General features: G+C 60.4%; 16 protein-coding genes and 1 pseudogene. 7 read left to right on the forward strand and 10 right to left on the reverse strand.

Going from position 1 to position 14,930, the window contains the following annotated elements:
- Positions 1 to 49 precede the first annotated feature (49 nt).
- The 4 genes from HD598_RS04190 (at position 50) to HD598_RS04205 (ending at position 3,820) form a co-directional block, all read left to right on the forward strand.
- Positions 50 to 274 carry a heavy-metal-associated domain-containing protein gene (locus HD598_RS04190; protein ID WP_183664037.1) on the forward strand — a complete coding sequence of 75 codons (225 nt, stop codon included), beginning with the start codon at positions 50 to 52 and terminating at the stop codon, positions 272 to 274.
- Entirely contained in the window at positions 271 to 2,709 is a 2,439-nt protein-coding gene (locus HD598_RS04195) for a heavy metal translocating P-type ATPase (protein WP_183664039.1), read from the forward strand. Before HD598_RS04190 ends, HD598_RS04195 begins: the two co-directional genes overlap by 4 nt.
- A 210-nt stretch (positions 2,710 to 2,919) precedes the next feature.
- Positions 2,920 to 3,375 carry a helicase associated domain-containing protein gene (locus HD598_RS04200; protein ID WP_260170490.1) on the forward strand — a complete coding sequence of 152 codons (456 nt, stop codon included), beginning with the start codon at positions 2,920 to 2,922 and terminating at the stop codon, positions 3,373 to 3,375.
- A complete protein-coding gene (locus HD598_RS04205) occupies positions 3,299 to 3,820 on the forward strand; it encodes a hypothetical protein (protein WP_183666904.1) in 522 nt (173 codons plus the stop codon). The genes HD598_RS04200 and HD598_RS04205 overlap by 77 nt, the downstream gene beginning before the upstream one ends.
- 612 nt (positions 3,821 to 4,432) lie before the next feature.
- Here the strand turns inward: HD598_RS04205 and merB are convergent.
- Complete coding sequence (merB, locus tag HD598_RS04210) at positions 4,433 to 4,771, reverse strand: organomercurial lyase (protein WP_260170491.1); 339 nt, start codon at positions 4,769 to 4,771, stop codon at positions 4,433 to 4,435.
- A 38-nt stretch (positions 4,772 to 4,809) separates the two neighbouring features.
- Positions 4,810 to 6,254: pseudogene (gene merA / locus HD598_RS04215) on the reverse strand (mercury(II) reductase).
- Positions 6,255 to 6,438: 184 nt separating this feature from the next.
- Between merA and HD598_RS04220 the strand changes: the two are divergent.
- Positions 6,439 to 6,828: a heavy metal-responsive transcriptional regulator gene (locus tag HD598_RS04220; RefSeq protein ID WP_183664041.1), complete on the forward strand. Its 390-nt coding sequence runs from the start codon at positions 6,439 to 6,441 to the stop codon at positions 6,826 to 6,828.
- Between the two features lie 385 nt (positions 6,829 to 7,213).
- Here HD598_RS04220 and HD598_RS04225 read toward each other — a convergent pair whose 3' ends face one another.
- A complete protein-coding gene (locus HD598_RS04225; protein ID WP_183664043.1) occupies positions 7,214 to 7,453 on the reverse strand; it encodes a hypothetical protein in 240 nt (79 codons plus the stop codon).
- 77 nt (positions 7,454 to 7,530) lie between these two features.
- Here HD598_RS04225 and HD598_RS04230 point away from each other — a divergent pair, with 77 nt between their 5' ends.
- Complete coding sequence (locus tag HD598_RS04230; RefSeq protein WP_183664045.1) at positions 7,531 to 8,112, forward strand: hypothetical protein; 582 nt, start codon at positions 7,531 to 7,533, stop codon at positions 8,110 to 8,112.
- Positions 8,113 to 8,142: 30 nt separating this feature from the next.
- Complete coding sequence (locus HD598_RS04235) at positions 8,143 to 8,577, forward strand: hypothetical protein (protein WP_183664047.1); 435 nt, start codon at positions 8,143 to 8,145, stop codon at positions 8,575 to 8,577.
- 987 nt (positions 8,578 to 9,564) lie between these two features.
- On the opposite strand, the gene HD598_RS04240 is transcribed toward HD598_RS04235, so the two are convergent.
- The 7 genes from HD598_RS04240 to coaD all read right to left on the reverse strand — a co-directional run bounded on the left by HD598_RS04240 (position 9,565) and on the right by coaD (position 14,908).
- On the reverse strand, positions 9,565 to 10,560 hold the full coding sequence (locus HD598_RS04240; RefSeq protein ID WP_183664049.1) for a GIY-YIG nuclease family protein: 996 nt from the start codon (positions 10,558 to 10,560) through the stop codon (positions 9,565 to 9,567).
- A 336-nt stretch (positions 10,561 to 10,896) separates the two neighbouring features.
- Positions 10,897 to 11,724 (reverse strand): hypothetical protein, encoded by an 828-nt coding sequence (locus tag HD598_RS04245; protein ID WP_183664051.1) that lies wholly within the window; start codon positions 11,722 to 11,724, stop codon positions 10,897 to 10,899.
- Between the two features lie 124 nt (positions 11,725 to 11,848).
- Entirely contained in the window at positions 11,849 to 12,781 is a 933-nt protein-coding gene (mutM, locus tag HD598_RS04250) for a bifunctional DNA-formamidopyrimidine glycosylase/DNA-(apurinic or apyrimidinic site) lyase (protein ID WP_183664054.1), read from the reverse strand.
- A gap of 5 nt (positions 12,782 to 12,786) precedes the next feature.
- Positions 12,787 to 13,473, reverse strand: a complete 687-nt coding sequence (gene rnc / locus HD598_RS04255; RefSeq protein ID WP_071893405.1) for a ribonuclease III — start codon at positions 13,471 to 13,473, stop codon at positions 12,787 to 12,789.
- Between the two features lie 8 nt (positions 13,474 to 13,481).
- Entirely contained in the window at positions 13,482 to 13,685 is a 204-nt protein-coding gene (gene rpmF / locus HD598_RS04260; protein ID WP_071893404.1) for a 50S ribosomal protein L32, read from the reverse strand.
- Positions 13,686 to 13,687: 2 nt separating this feature from the next.
- Positions 13,688 to 14,317, reverse strand: a complete 630-nt coding sequence (locus tag HD598_RS04265) for a YceD family protein (protein WP_232318040.1) — start codon at positions 14,315 to 14,317, stop codon at positions 13,688 to 13,690.
- Between the two features lie 117 nt (positions 14,318 to 14,434).
- Positions 14,435 to 14,908, reverse strand: a complete 474-nt coding sequence (gene coaD / locus HD598_RS04270) for a pantetheine-phosphate adenylyltransferase (protein ID WP_183664056.1) — start codon at positions 14,906 to 14,908, stop codon at positions 14,435 to 14,437.
- Positions 14,909 to 14,930 lie beyond the last annotated feature (22 nt).

The raw sequence follows: 14,930 nt of genomic DNA on the forward strand, positions 1-14,930 counted from the left end.
GCCGGCCGTGAACGTGTGGACGGTTATGGGGAAGGAAGAGGTAAAGACCATGGCTGAGAAGGTGACCTTGAAGGTTCTGGGCATGGACTGCACCGGTTGCGAGCAGCGCCTGGGCACCGCTTTGAGGCGTCTTGAAGGGGTGAGTGAGGCAACTGCCGATCACGTAACTGGAGATCTGACGCTGCGTTATGACCCGGCCATTACGACCCGTGCGGCCCTGATTGAGAGGGTGCAGACGGCCGGTTATGAAGTAGGCGGCGGGTCCGGGAAATGAGTGTAGATACTGAATCCCGCGACGACGAGTTGTGGGCGGAGGAGCCTAGCCATCTGGCCGGTCACGCGAGGATCAGGGCGCGCATCGCGGGTCTGCACTGCTCCCTGTGCACGGGAACCATTGAGAAGGCGCTGGGCCGCCACCCGGGTGTTGATCAGGTCGCGGTCAGCCTGACCCATGAACAGGCGCTGATTGATTATGACCCCATGCTGATCCAGCCGCGGCAGATCCTGGGGACTCTCCGGGATATGGGATATGACCTGTACGATCCGCGGAAGCTGCGTCCGTTCGAGGACGAGGAAGCCGATTTGATCCGCGAGGGCAAACGGCTCCTCGGAGCCGTCGCGGCCAGTCTGGCAGCGATCGCCTTGATACTGCAGGTTGCCGGGATCTGGTCGGTTCTGGTGCCGGCGTCGGTGGTGCTGCTGATGGTTCCGGTGGCCTATGCGGTCCTGCTCCCGGCAGGAAAGGCCCGCGCGGTCCTGGGGGCGCTGGGCATAATCGCCCCGGCCGCACTGGGATATGCCGGGCGCCAGCTGGGCCTGATCCCCGAGACATCTGCCGCCTGGATCACCGGAGTTCTCGCCGTGGCAGTGGTCTTCGGCGTGGCACCGCATATTCTGCGGATGGCTTATCAGGCCGCACGGCGGGGAATCCTTAACCAGCACGTGTTGCTCGAAATCGGAGCCTTCGCCGGCATCGCGGGCGGCATCATCGGACTGACAGGGATCTTCCCCGACTACCCGGCCGCACCGTTTTTCGCCGTCACGGTGCTGGTGGCGAACTACCACGTCTTCTCCGAATGGCTGTCTCTGCTGGTGAAAACGCGCTCCAGCCAGGCGGTACGCAAGCTGCTCGAGCTCCAGCCCGACACGGCCTTCGTGGTCCGGGACGGCCGCGAGGAAGAGATCCCTGTGGACAGGGTCATCGTTGGCGATGTCGTGCGGATACGGCCAGGTGACCGGGTAGCGGTGGACGGGCGGGTCATCGAGGGACGCTCAACCCTTGACCTGTCCATGGTCACGGGCGAACCCGTCCCAGCGGACCGCTCACCGGGCGGGGAGGTCATCGGGGGTTCCATCAACGGCACCGGATCCCTTCTGGTGCAGGTCACGCGCACCGGAGCTGACAGCTTCCTGGCCCAAGTGGTCCGCCAGGTCGAAGACGCAAGGGCACTCAAGCCGGGTATCCTGCACCTCGTGGACCGGGTGCTGCGCGTCTACACGCCATCAGTTCTCCTCGTGGCTGCCGTTGCACTGCTGGGATGGTTGCTGGGCAGCTGGGCCTTCACCGGTGAACCCGACGTCCGCCGTGCAGTCTTCACCGGCCTTGGCGTCCTGGTCATGGGCTATCCCTGTGCGGTGGGCATTGCAGCGCCCTTGGCCATCGTGCGGGCAGCGGGAGAGGCCGCGGATCAGGGCATCATCATGCGCACCGGTGAAGCGTTCCAGACCTTCGGTCAGGTGAAGACCATAGTGCTGGACAAAACCGGAACACTGACCGAAGGCCGCCCCACCGTCCGGGAAATCAGAGCCCTGGGGAGCGAATCGGACCTGCTGATTTTGGCGGCGGCCGCGGAAGGTCCCTCCGAGCATCCCCTCGCCCGCGCCATAGTTCATGCAGCCGAGCGGCGAGAACTCACCGTTCCCGCCGGGCAGAACTTTGAATCGCATACCGGATTCGGGATCACGGCACGCATCGAAGACAGGCAGGTCATCGTAGGACGGCCGCAATTCCTGGAGGACCAGGGAGTGGACCTGGCTCCCCTGGCCGAATCCGTCACTGAACCCGAAAATATCGGACGCACTGTCGTAGCTGTCGCCGGAGACGGGCGCCTGCAAGGAGTCCTTGCCCTGGGCGATGACATCCGCTCCGAGGCAGTCGAAGCGGTCACGGCGATGAAGGATGCAGGGATCCACCCCGTGCTGGCCACCGGCGATAATGCTCGCGCTGCTGCGCACATAGCAGACGAAGTCGGGATCAGGGACGTCCACGCCGGTATCCTGCCCGAGCAGAAAGCCGCGCTGGTCCGCGAACTGCAGGCCGACGGAACCAGCGTGGCGATGGTCGGAGACGGGATCAACGACGCCCCAGCGCTGATGCAGGCCGACGTCGGAATCGCCATGGGCGGTGGAACGGACATCGCGATGGAATCCGCCGATGTCGTGATTGTCCGTAACGACCTGCGGCTAATCCTGGCAGGACAGGAGAACAGCCGCTCCAGCTACCGCCGGACTCGCCAAAATGTTTCCCTGGCTTTCCTGTTCAACGGCATCGGCATCCCTGCCGCCGCAACCGGTCTGGTCTACCCCGTCTGGGCGATGGTCGCGATGGCATTGTCGGTCACCACGATATTCATCAACAGTCTCGGCGGCCGCCCATCCCTGCTGTTCCAAGCCATCGGAAGCGTCGGACGCAGCCGCCACGAGGACTAAGGAGCATACGCAAAGCACCGAACGCTGAGTGGGTGGCGATGTACCGGAATGGCACTCCGACATCGAAGATCGCTTCTATGGATGGCGTGGCGGCCAGCACCGTCCGCTACCACCTGCGCATCGCAGCCAGGACCGATCCCGACATCCCGGCCGAAGCACAAGAGAGCCAAGGGTGCTGTCAGCCCGGTGACGGCGGGTGGGCTGCAGAACATGGCCGACGCCATCAGCTCTTACGAAAGGGAGGGCCGGCTCCCATCCAGCGGCGGGTACACGACGCGTGAACGGGCCCTCGCCTCGTGGCTCCTGTCCAGATCGAGGGCAGCCGCCCGCGGCACTCTATCCACCGCATATCGTGAGGGCCTGGCTGTCATTCCTGGCTGGGACAGGCAGCCGACGCGGGCCGAGGAAAACGCGGCCCGTTGGGACCGCCGTCTGGCCGAGCTGGTTCAATACCGGCAGGACGGTAATGACTGGCCCCTGTACCAAAAAGCCTCCAGCGAAGAGGAACGGGTGCTGGGAATGTGGCTGCACGGGCAACGAATAAGCTTCCGCAACGGAACCCTCAGCAAGGAACACGAAGGCAAACTGGATGCCCAGCTCGACGGCTGGCGGCCAGGCAGGTCACACAGAAGTGGCGGCCGCAAAAGCAGTCGCCCCGCAGGTTAAGGCGTGCACGGAGCCCCAGCTCATCACAGTCACGCCAACGAGGGGGATGCCTGCCCGGTTTTTCGGGTTCGCCGTGGGAGCACTGTTTTTTCTTGGACGCCGGACGTACTGTAAGCGGAATCCCTCGACTTTGGGATTCGGGTTCAACGGGAATGATGAGGATGGGCTGAAGGAGATGACCCTCAAAGAGGAGTGGGACCGACTTGATGCAGAGACACACCACTGGCTTCTCGATAATCCAGGATGCGTGCTTGTGCCGAACACGATCACAGCCCGGATCCAGGACACTTCCGATAGGCAGATCGAAGTAGATGAGCACGGTCAGATGATCCCCTCCCGTGAAGATCTCGATTTCATCCGCGAGAAAGGTACTGACGTGGGCGCAGCCGACATCAGTGACGACCTGCGGTTCTTCGATGCAACCAAGCCCAGGGAAAGCGAATAGAGACCTTTAGGCCTCGCAGCATGCCTTTGCTGACCAGGCCCGCACCACTATTTTAATGCTCGAAGCCAGGGTTGAGGACCTGAACGACCAGGTGCGGGCTGCGCAGTCCATCAACCGGACCATCATGAAACAGAAGGACTAGCCGACACCGGTCGCGAAACTCGAGCCGCGAAAACTATAGAAGACACCAAGTCTCAACGAGCCGGGCCACTCTCCGCGGCAGGCAGACTCACTCCGCAGTCGTCTCCCCAAAGATGTACTCCTCCAAAAGACGCGTCTCAACCCGCCACTGGCCCCGGTTATTTGAGTCGATTACAGCTGTGAGGATCGTACGTTCAGGGACGCTCCCCCGCCGTTACTAACACTTTTGTCGCGCGTGTGAGGATCTGGGAATCGACTGCCGGACGCATGGCCGAGCTGGCCGAGCGGGCGTACCCGCGGGCCGTCTGCCTTTCGTCAGGCCCGCCGATCCGTCAGACGAAATTATCCCGTTGAAGCCGGAATGCGACCCACAGGCCGCATCGACGGCAGATATATGAGGGCTCGGATCCCAGGGCATGCAGCCTTTTACGCGGCATCGTCCTGCCACAACAGGAGCACATGTAGTCGGCGTCAGAGTCCATGGATCAGGCCGGTCTTCCTAGCGGGTCTTGGTGTCCGCAGTTGCAGCGTTGTATCACGTTGGTCCGCGGCCCGGTGTTGGGTGCCGGAGCCTGGGCGAGCATTTGTCCTGCCATGGTCGAGGCGAGCCGGTAGGCCTCGTCTACGGGGATCACCGGGGTGGTTCTCGAGCCAGGATGCGCCTTCTTCGGGTGATGTTAAGAAATGGACTTGGTTGCAGAAGAAGGATCGAACGGAGCTGATATCTTCCGAGTTGATCAGTGAAACCACGGCGGTGGCAGGTTCAACGCTGGCGAGGCGTTCGGCGACTTGATTGACATCGTGCTTCATGGTCTTCCTTCGGGTACTTGGTGCTGGTGCGGCTGGGGTCAGGAGGCGCAGCAGGAAAGCTTGGAGACGTCTGTGGTGAATGACTGGGCGGCGATCTTGATGCCTTCGGCCATGGTCAGGTAGGGGCTCCAAAGGTTCGCGACCTGTTCGACGGTCATGCCGGCCTCCAGGATGTACACGCCGGCCGCTGCCAGATCCCCGGCTTCCTTGCCGACCGCGGTGATGCCCACGATCCGGCCGGTGCTGTCGTCGGCAACGATTTTGATAAAGCCGCGGGTGTCGCGGTTCACGAGGGCACGGGGAACGTATTCGAGCGGCAGGACCCGGCATTCGCATCGGATGCCGGGTCCCGGGCTTCCTTGTCGGTCATGCCGACCGCGGCCAGGGCCGGGCTGGTGAACGTGACACGCGGCAGGTGCCGGTAGTCCACTTCGCTCCCTGCGTCGTTGAACGCGTTTTCGACCATGATGGAGCCGTGCGCGGCGGCGACGTAGACGAATTCACGGTGCCCGGTCACGTCTCCGGCGGCCCAGATCCTAGGGTTGGAACTGACGAGCGTGTTCTGGACCAAGATCTCTCCGCAGTCTCCGGTTTTGACCCCAACAGTGTCCAGGTTCAGGCCGTCGGTGACGGCGCGGCGTCCGGTGGCGACCAGCAGTGTCGAGGCGCGGAACTCCTCCTGGCCTCCGGCGATGGTGGCTGTGGCGATCACTTCTGCCGCGTCGGGGTCCGTGCGGACGGAGGTTACGTCCGCACCCCGGACTACGCGAATGCCCTCGGCAGCGAAGACTCCCATCAGGGCCCTGGAGGCTTCGGGTTCCTCTGCAGAAGCGAGGCGGGAACGGACCAGCATGGTCACCTGGGATCCGAGGCGGGCAAAGAGCTGTGCCTGTTCCAGGGCGACGTAGCCGCCGCCGAAGACGAGTAGGGTCTCTGGCACTTCCTCCAGTTCCATGGCGGTGGTGGAGGTCAGGTAGTCCGTGGCCTGCAGGCCCTCTACCGGCGGCGTCCAGGGGCTCGATCCGGTGGCGACGAGGTAGTGGGCGGCGCGGACCTCGCTGCGGGCACCGTCGGGGCCTGTGACTTCCAGGACCGGTTCCTCGGGGGTGCCGGCGAACGCGGCGTTGCCTTCAAGCAGTTCCCAGCCGTACTCCCCGACCAGGTCCGCGTATTTATCCGAGCGCATGGTCTGGACCAGGGACCGTTTGCCGCTGATGAGCTCCCTCATGTCCACAGGGCCCGCCGAGGTGCTGATGCCGGGGAATCTGCCGTGCGCGTCGAGTGCCACGTGGCGAGCTTCGGCCGCGGCCAGCAGAGCCTTGGAGGGAATGCAGCCGGTGTTCACGCAGGTTCCGCCGACGGTGGACCGCTCGATCATCACAACGCGCTTACCCAGGTTGGTGGCCCGGATGGCGGCCGCAAAGGCACCGCCTCCGGAGCCGATAACGGCCAAATCGAAATCCGGTACTGCTGCCTCGGGCATGGATCCTCCATTGAGTCTTTCGTGAGTGCGCCCGGCAGGCGCATCGTCCTTAGGGTTATAGGATGCTGGTTTCAGTCTGCACCTTTCCCTAAGCTGGAAGGTCAAGAGCCCCCGGCACGTCCAAAGCCTTCCCTCAAAAGTGGAGGGTTATTAGAGGGCTTTCCAGCGACCAGAAGGATGCACAATGCGCATCGGTGAAGCTGCAGCCGCGGCCGGCCTGACGACCAAGACGATCAGGTTCTATGAGGACCGCGGGCTGCTCCCGCCAGCTGAACGCGCATCCAATGGCTATCGGGACTACGCCCACGACACCGTCAGCCGCCTTGAATTCATTCGCCGCAGCCAGATGGCCGGGCTGACCCTGGCACAAATCCAGGACATCCTGAGGATCCGGGACGCCGGCTCCACGCCGTGCTTGCATGTCCGGGACGTGCTGGCGCGCCAGCTAATGGACCTGGACCGCCAGATCGCGGAGATCATGGCCCTTCGGGCCACTGTTGCCCGATACCATGCAGCCGCCGAGGCCGCCGATCCGGAGTCTTGCGATCCGGAACGGATCTGCAGTTACCTCTGAGCAACTGATGCGAGCCACATCCGCGAAGCCGTACAAGCTCGCTAAATTGCTGAGCCGCTATTTTCCGCCGTCCAATCAGTTGTGGCCCACACCTTCCTTACGGCACAGAATCCGAACACCTTGTCAACAGCGGCATCCAGTGATGGCGGGGGCAGGACCGCCGCGACTGAAGAATTAACCCAAGATAACTGCGGCCGTCCAACTGAAGGCTACGCAGTTCGCCGCTCTTCAGCAGGCCGCGTACCGAGGGTTGGCCGATGTTCAGTTGCGTCGCTACTGAACAATGGTCAGGAAACGCGGAGACGGTTTGTTCTCTTCGGGCATGGATCCATCGTATGTGTCCAAGCAGACTCCCCGCAGGAATGGCCAAGGAGGGAGTACTTCATCAGTCTTCCTCGTATCTTCCGGTCAAGGACCTGGTCGCTGTGGTCAAGGCGAAGACGGCGTCCAGCTGCTCCGGGGTGAGCTCGAGGTCCGCAGCCGAGGCGTTCCCGGGGAGATCGTCCACGGTTTTCGGCCCGGACGACCGATCGCCGAGGCCACGGCCGGCCGGGACAGCAGCCAGGTAAGCGAGACCTACTGCATCCCCAGCCCCACTCGCGGGCCAGGCACATGGCTTTCTCAAGCTAGTTGTGAAAGCAGTAACTGGCTCTGGAATGCTTACCCTTGGGATTACGCCGAGGCAAAAGGATGAAGAACGAGATGACCGCCACCACCGATATCGCTGAGATCTTCTGCGACGAGTCTGGTCACGACGGCGAGAACCTGATGGCAGGCACCACTCCCGTTCTGGCGCACAGCAGTCTTCACATGGAACTTGCCGAAGCGACTGATCTGGTCGCGTATCTCCGCAGGAAGACAAAAGCTCAAAGCCCGGCGTTGAAGTCTTCAGATGTGCTGCGCGACGGCCAGGCAATCGATGAGCTGTTCGGGGCGAATGGAAAGCTCGGTGGCCATGTCCAGGTGTACCTAGTCGAAAAGGCCAAGTTTGCGGTCGGTAAAATCATCGACCTCCTGATCGAGGAGGAGGCCTACCGTCGTGGGATCAACCTCTATGCCGGCGGCACGGCCAAACAGATGGCCGACGATCTGTACGAGTATGGTTCCCGCGCACTCGGTGCTGAGGGATGGAACGATCTGGTCTCTGGTTTTACTTCGCTAATGCGGACTAAACAGCGCAAGGGCGGAGAAAAGGAGGCAGTCGATAGCTTTTTCGAGAAGGTGGACACCTACCGCTTGAAGTCACGGCGCGACAAGGTGAGCAGAGTGCTGGAGTTGGTGTAGAGAACGCGGCACCACGCTGACGCCTTCCAAGTGGCCATCGCCGAAGGTTTGGCCCTGAAGACTCTCGATCCACTACAGACGACTCTCTATCAACTCGCACTCACATGGCATCGCAAGCTGAAGCAGCCTCTAATCATCATGCACGATGAACAAACTGCCCTTACCGAGCCATTGCTTAAAATGCTTCTCAAAGTAGCGAATGAGGGTACTCCGCGCGGCTTCAACCTGCCCAACTACAAGTTCCCGCTAGTAGATGTGAAACACATCGACTCGAAAACAGACCCCCGTATACAGTTGGCCGATATCACCGCGGGATTCACTCGTCAGGTCGCAGAGTGCGCCTTGGCGGGAACAGCAGCGGATAAGCGCCTACGGCAGGTCCGCCGCCTCATTCACTTCAATTCGATCTGGGGCGACGGTAAGTCCTGGGAACAGATCCGCCCCCGCGAAATCTTCGTGGCCTAGTTACGGATGACTTCTGCTTTCAGAGGGGCGTTCCGCTTGGCGTGAGGGGTTTACGGTTGTTGATCGGCTCAACCCATCCGGCGCTACCTGCGGCGTGGCCAAAGGTGGCCGTCAACCTCCTCGTCTCACCGTCGACCGTCCACCGTTCGTCCAGTCGATGTTCCATGCGCGCTGCTGTACCGCGGCTGCGGCTGAAGGCCAGCCGGTCCCCCATCGGCGGGCCTTCTTTTTCCCTCGCTGTGGGCACGATGGGCGAATTCCTGGCAGCAGTCGTCCCTGAAGTCGCTATTAGGCTGTCTGCCAGCGAGGACCGACATCCGACCGCATTTCCGTTCCCGCTTGTCATTAAAAGCACTTTCGTAGGTGCGGGATACCTCGTCGTGGATGGGCCCTCTTTGAGAGTCGGAATCCGGCATTGCTTCAGTGTTCGTCACCGTTCCGGTTCTGTAGGCTGTGCCCATGAAGACGAGATCCCAATGGGGGCGGGAAGCTGTTCTCGGTTTCGTGGCCTCAATGGCTGTAGGCGTGTGGGCGTTGTCGACCCCCAATTCCTTTTTGCTTGGCATAATCGCGATCTTTCTGATGTTCAGGACCGCGAATGCCGGTTAGAACTGGCTTTTCGGGCCGCAAAGCCCGCCGCCCGAGAAGTAGGTACACCTCGGGCCGCCAGGCCTCAACCAAGACCAGCGACCCGCGTTCTTGAGTGGAACACCGCCCGCCGATTTGTGACCCGTGCCCTCCGAGCCAGAGGGGCTGCGAGCTCATCGAGGCAGCTGCCTAGTCCGGAAGTTCTCGCGGCTTTCCACATACGCCAAGACTCCCCTGCCGGCAGTCGGCAACAGATGCTGCACTGGAGGCATGCTTACGAAGACATCATCCTGCTCGGCGAGGAGCGGGTCCTGGTCATCCAAGACCACAAAGATGGCAGCTGCTGGTGCGGCCAGACCTGGGATTGACCCACGTCGGTAGAGGTCCCAATCCGTCCGATCAGCTTTCCGGCCAAATGACCTTTTCGCCCATCAGCTGGAGGAACGCAGCATATTCCTCGACGGTCAGCTCGCCGCGGGCGGCGGCACCCGCGACCGCGTCTCTCCTCGACCAATGGAACGGCGGCCCCTCCTCCCGCTGGATGGAATAGATTGTCATGTCGAGGCCCGCGAGGGTCTCTATGAGGCGCAGATTCTGAGAGGTTCTTGCTTGCGAAATCACAAGGCTGACTTTGTCCCACTCAAGGTCGTAGTCCTCCGGTGACAGCGGAACCGCAGCGAGCCCGTGCGAACGGTTGCGCGGTAGGTGGCTTCCAAGCATCACAGTCAATGGCGGTTCACCACCGGCCATGCGGTTCAAGCAGTATCGCTGGTCTGCGGCCTTCTCAGTTCGTTCTTCTAGGGCGTAGGGGTTGGTGCTGCGGGCAGCGAAAATCCGGGTCGTATCCAGAGCCCGCAGCTCGTCCACCGGGAAGATCGAGTCATATCTGGTTCCAAAGAGCACACTGTCAAACGGTTTTCGATGGGTCCAGTGCTTCTTGATCCGCGATCGGATGTCGTTGGACTGGCCTATGTAGAACTGACGGTACTCATCGAAGACCATGATGTATGCGCCCGCGACACCGTCCCAAGGCTTCAGCGACTGCACTGGCTTGAAGGTGCGGCCTTTGGTCAGGACATGGTCCAAGGCACCCTCAAAGTCGTCCTGGTCCAGGGACGAGAAGTACTTCATGGACAGGTCGAAGTTGGTCAGCGCCGCGTCGCGGTACGCCAGGAGGAACACATCCGAATGCTCGGTGTGCTCCTCATCGCGGTACATCCAGGCACTGTCGTTCCAGACCTCTTCGGGCCAGTCCTCGCGTCTGGGCCTCTCCTTCGGTTTCCGGTTCGGATACGCGTAAAGTTCCCTGGTCATCTTGTGACCAAAGCGGCTTGCACGCAGCTGCTCTCCGAAGTGTTCGATACCTGGATGGAGCAAAAGCTTGGGTTCCCTCATGGGATAGAACTTATCCGGAAGAGGTTTTTTCTCTCGTATTGGCGGCTGCCGGTGCGGCGAGATCCAGCACGAGCAGCATTGACCGGCATCACCTTGACTGTATGCTGATGCTTCCTGACGCCGGGCTGCTTTCTTCAGGCCGGACCGGGACCGTGCTGGGAAGCGGCCACGTGAGCATAGTTGAATCCAGCAACCCCGAGGCGGCCGCGCGTCATCCTCGCTTACAAACACACGCCGACCCCCGCCCACTGGGCGGGGGTCGCTTGTTGCTCCGAAGTCAGGCTGGCGGTCCTGCTTTAGGCTTCAGCTGGTCGAATTTGATCGGGACGTCCGGGGTTACACCTTCGGCACTGGAATGATCAGCAGTCTCCGGTCTTTTTCGTTGACAGGGGTTCCCTGGCTCAGGTTGTGAAGCGGCGTGGTTGTGCGGTTTCCGTACTGAATTTTGTGGAGGATCACGGTCAGTTCCTCGATGCTTTTGCGAAGCAGATTCAGTACACGCCATGCTTCCAGTGGACTCAGTATTAGTGACGGTCCGAAAGTGAGCTCCCGCCCATACTCGTGGTGGGGCAAGTCCAGGTCGTCTTCGTCTTCCGTCGGGTCGCCACTGATGTCGAGGGTCTTAATCTTTGCCTCAAATTCAGCTTTGCCTTCTTCTGTGCGCAGCGAATCGCGAAGATGGGACATCTTGTTGCGGATCCACTGAATATCCTCGATCTCCCCTTGTTTGATGGGGAAACCCAGGTAGCGAACATAAAAGTCGTCGCACTGGTCCAACAGCCACGTCTTCTCAGTCGAAAGGTTGACCAGCCCGGAGCCGTGCCTGCGCAGCAAGTCATGGGCTGACTCTTCCAAGAAGACCTCGTACAGGGTAAAAGCATCCTTGATGACAGCCGCCGCAAGTTGATACCAGTACTGCTCCCAGAAGATCCCCACACGGTCCATGAATAGGCTGTAGCCTTCGTCCCCGTAGGCGTCTTCCGGGTTTACCATGCGATTGGCTTCGTCTTCTGAAGCTTCCTCCTCAGCTTTGAACCAGGCTTTCATACCCTTGGTCGTGCCAAGTAGAAAGCTCCTCAGTTCCAGTTCATCTGTATGCCATGTGGCATACCGCGGAGTCGTCTGGCTGTGGTCAAGTCCTGGGATTCGGTTCTGGATGTTCATGACCGGAGACTACATTGTGCCGCTGCCAGTCCGCCCATTACTTCGGCGAGTCCGGCATACACGTCCAGCGACGATCCCACGCCAGCAGGACGCTTGGTTCGTAACCGGTGTGGCCAGTACGAACTCAGCCTCGTGGTGATCTTGTTCTAGGCTTCGGCTGACACTTGGGGCAGCGATAAGACGAACGGTTCATGAACGGCTCGCGAACGATGAGGGCACCACAGCGCTCACAGGGTTGGCCGCCCCTTCCGTATGAATGCAAAAAACGGTCGAAGTAGCCGGAAGCCCCGTTCACGTTGACATACAGGGCATCAAAACTGGTGCCTCCTGCTTCGAGCGCCTCGCTCATGACGTCCTTGAGCGCCTGGGCTAGGGCGAAAACCTGCTTCTGTTTGAGATCCGCTGCAGGGCGCAGGTAATGAATCTTGGCTCGCCATAGCGCCTCGTCAGCGTAGATGTTTCCTACGCCGGAGACCACGCTCTGGTCCAAAAGAATGCGCTTGATGGCAGAGGGCCGGCCGGACAGCAGCGACGCCAGATAAGGTCCGTCGAACACGGGATCAAGGACATCCCGACCAATATGCGCTACCGCGTCAGGGACCAACGCAAGGTCGCTGCCTAAGCCGCCCGCTGCGCCGTCGTCCGTGGGAACTAACGGAGAAATAAAGAGGCCCCCAAAAATGCGCTGATCAATGAAGCGCACCACGTTGGGTTGTTGCTCTAGCGGATCCATCGCTAAGGAGACCTTCAAGTGAGGCTCGCGGCGGTCCTTCGTGCTCTTCACGAGGAATTGACCGCTCATCCCCAGGTGCGCCACAAGAGCCGCTTGCGGAGTCTGGTCGGGAAGCCCGGAAGGGAGTTCGAACCACAAGTATTTTCCGCGTCGGACCAAGTTGCCGAGGCGTACGCCGGAGACTTCGGACTCGAAAGCTTCCATTTCGCCCGGGTGCCGGCGGACCGAGCGACGATCATAAACGATGGCGCGGTGCACCGTGCGGCCCGAAGCGTGAGTAGCCAAACCTCGGCGTACTACTTCAACTTCGGGCAACTCCGGCATAAGACCTACAGTCCTTCGTCTTGAAGATCCGGCCACGATGCTGCTGCGGCCATTTGTTCTGCTTCTTTTTTAGACGGTCCGGTGCCAGAACGGTAAGTTTTTTCGCCAATTTTAAGCGTGGCTTCATATTGGCGGGCGTGATCGGGACCAGAACCAGTCACCAAATACTCCACGGCGCCCAGCTTGCGGCCTGCCGCGGCTTCTTGAATGGTGGTTTTCCAGTCCATTCCTAGACCGTGATCTTCCACCTCGGTCAGCAAAGGAAGCACCAGACGAAGCACCAGGTCCTGCGCAACACGCAGCCCGTTAGAGCGGTAGGTGGCGCCGATGAGCGCTTCCATAGTGTCCGCCAGAATGGAGGACTTGTTTTGCCCATCAGTGAGAATCTCACCCTGACCCAAAAGGATGTGCGGCCCCACTTGGTGTTCGCGAGCTAGGCGCGCGAGCGCACGAGTAGACACCACGGCGGAACGTCGCTTCGCGAGGTCCCCTTCCGGAAGATCCGGGTAATTCGCGTACAAGTAATCAGTGACGGTGAAACCCAGCACGGAGTCGCCGAGGAACTCGAGGCGCTCGTTGGTAGGGATACCGCCGTTCTCATATGCGAAGGAACGGTGTGTGAGTGCAAGACGAAGCGTCTCGGGATCAATAGTGACCCCGAGACGCTTCAAAAGCTCTTCAGTTTGAGGCATAGGACGACTTAGGCGTCTGCTACCTTGCGACCCTTGTATTCAAGGAACAATGCGGTACCTGCAGAGTCGGTAACAACCTTTGCCTGGTGCGGAAGGCTGTAAACAACCTTGCCGTTTTCAATGGTCTTCACCAAGGTAGGCACGGTAGCCTTCCACTGGGCACGGCGTGCGCGGGTATTGGCGCGAGACATCTTCCGCTTTGGAACAGCCACGGCTAACTCTTTTCTCTCTCGTCGTTTAGGGGTACAGCCGCATCCTCGGTGTGATCACCAGAATCCGGCGTGCTGACTAGGCCTGCGAGAGCCTGCCAGCGAGGGTCAACTACTTCGTGATGGTGTCCGGGCTCGTCGTCAAGACGAATGCCACACTCAGAACACAATCCAGCGCAATCTTCCCGACAGACCGGTTGGAACGGGAGTGCCGTGACAACGGCGTCCCGAATAATCGGTTCCAGGTCGATAAAGTCATCGACTACCTCAAAGATCTCTTCCTCGTCCGCACCCTCAATTTCGGATGCGTCCTTGTAGAACAGTTCTTGAAGGTCAACTTCGAGGTCGTCCGCGATGGGGTTCAGGCATCGGCCGCATTCGCCAGTAAGTTCTGCAAATACGGTACCGGATACCAAGATTCCTTCGTGCACAGCCTCCAGGCGCAGGTCCAAATCGAGATCTGAATTCTCCTGTACGCCGATCATCACCGTTCCCAGCTCAGCTGGGGCGGCGACGCGCTCCTTGAGCTCTCTCATGGTTCCCGGGTTCAGAAGCAAATCCCTCACCTGAAAAACTAGAGGGGACTTCCGGTCCACCATGCCACGAGACACAGCGCCCGAATTCTTGCCACTCATGAGACCACCTAATAGAACGTTGACCGACTAACTATCTTAGCTGGTGATCACGCCTCGCCCCAAATGCGCGCTGTCGGCGCGTTGCGGCATTGATCACACTTGCTACTCAAAGTGCCGTTATCGGCGAGCTTCGAGCCTCTTCAAAACGGCTGATGGCACAAAATCTGAGATATCCCCGCCAAGTTGGTGCACTTCTTTGATCAGGGACGAGGACACGTGGGCATAAGACTGATCGCCTTGCAAGAATACCGTTTCGACGCCTGTCAGGTGGCGGTTCATGGTGGCCATCGGGACTTCGTACTGATAATCCGTAAGCGAGCGCAGTCCCTTGACGATGGACTCGGCACCGCGCTCCCGGCAGAATTCGGCGAGCAGTCCTTGGCCCATTGGCTCCACGCTGACTCCGCGCAGTCCGCCCACGCATTCGGCGATGATGTCCACGCGCTCGTCTTCAGTGAAGAGATGCTTTTTGGAGTAGTTCGTTGATACCGCCACAATCACCTCGTCAAAGAGGTTGGCTGCTCGGGCGATGATTTCAATATGGCCTTTGTGGACAGGGTCGAAAGATCCGGGGCATACGGCGCGTCGCATACTGTGACCCTACCGCACAGCC

It is taken from the genome of Neomicrococcus aestuarii (assembly GCF_014201135.1).
GTDB classification, from domain to species: domain Bacteria; phylum Actinomycetota; class Actinomycetes; order Actinomycetales; family Micrococcaceae; genus Neomicrococcus; species Neomicrococcus aestuarii.

What these genes read in the sequence shown, in the direction of transcription:
- HD598_RS04190 (WP_183664037.1), top strand. Translation starts at nt 50, where the DNA reads ATGGCTGAGAAGGTGACCTTGAAGGTTCTGGGCATGGACTGCACCGGT.
- HD598_RS04195 (WP_183664039.1), top strand. Translation starts at nt 271, where the DNA reads ATGAGTGTAGATACTGAATCCCGCGACGACGAGTTGTGGGCGGAGGAG.
- HD598_RS04200 (WP_260170490.1), top strand. Translation starts at nt 2,920, where the DNA reads ATGGCCGACGCCATCAGCTCTTACGAAAGGGAGGGCCGGCTCCCATCC.
- HD598_RS04205 (WP_183666904.1), top strand. Translation starts at nt 3,299, where the DNA reads ATGCCCAGCTCGACGGCTGGCGGCCAGGCAGGTCACACAGAAGTGGCG.
- merB (WP_260170491.1), bottom strand. Translation starts at nt 4,771, where the DNA reads ATGAAGCACGATGTCAATCAAGTCGCCGAACGCCTCGCCAGCGTTGAA.
- HD598_RS04220 (WP_183664041.1), top strand. Translation starts at nt 6,439, where the DNA reads ATGCGCATCGGTGAAGCTGCAGCCGCGGCCGGCCTGACGACCAAGACG.
- HD598_RS04230 (WP_183664045.1), top strand. Translation starts at nt 7,531, where the DNA reads ATGACCGCCACCACCGATATCGCTGAGATCTTCTGCGACGAGTCTGGT.
- HD598_RS04240 (WP_183664049.1), bottom strand. Translation starts at nt 10,560, where the DNA reads ATGAGGGAACCCAAGCTTTTGCTCCATCCAGGTATCGAACACTTCGGA.
- HD598_RS04245 (WP_183664051.1), bottom strand. Translation starts at nt 11,724, where the DNA reads ATGAACATCCAGAACCGAATCCCAGGACTTGACCACAGCCAGACGACT.
- mutM (WP_183664054.1), bottom strand. Translation starts at nt 12,781, where the DNA reads ATGCCGGAGTTGCCCGAAGTTGAAGTAGTACGCCGAGGTTTGGCTACT.
- rnc (WP_071893405.1), bottom strand. Translation starts at nt 13,473, where the DNA reads ATGCCTCAAACTGAAGAGCTTTTGAAGCGTCTCGGGGTCACTATTGAT.
- HD598_RS04265 (WP_232318040.1), bottom strand. Translation starts at nt 14,317, where the DNA reads ATGAGTGGCAAGAATTCGGGCGCTGTGTCTCGTGGCATGGTGGACCGG.
- coaD (WP_183664056.1), bottom strand. Translation starts at nt 14,908, where the DNA reads ATGCGACGCGCCGTATGCCCCGGATCTTTCGACCCTGTCCACAAAGGC.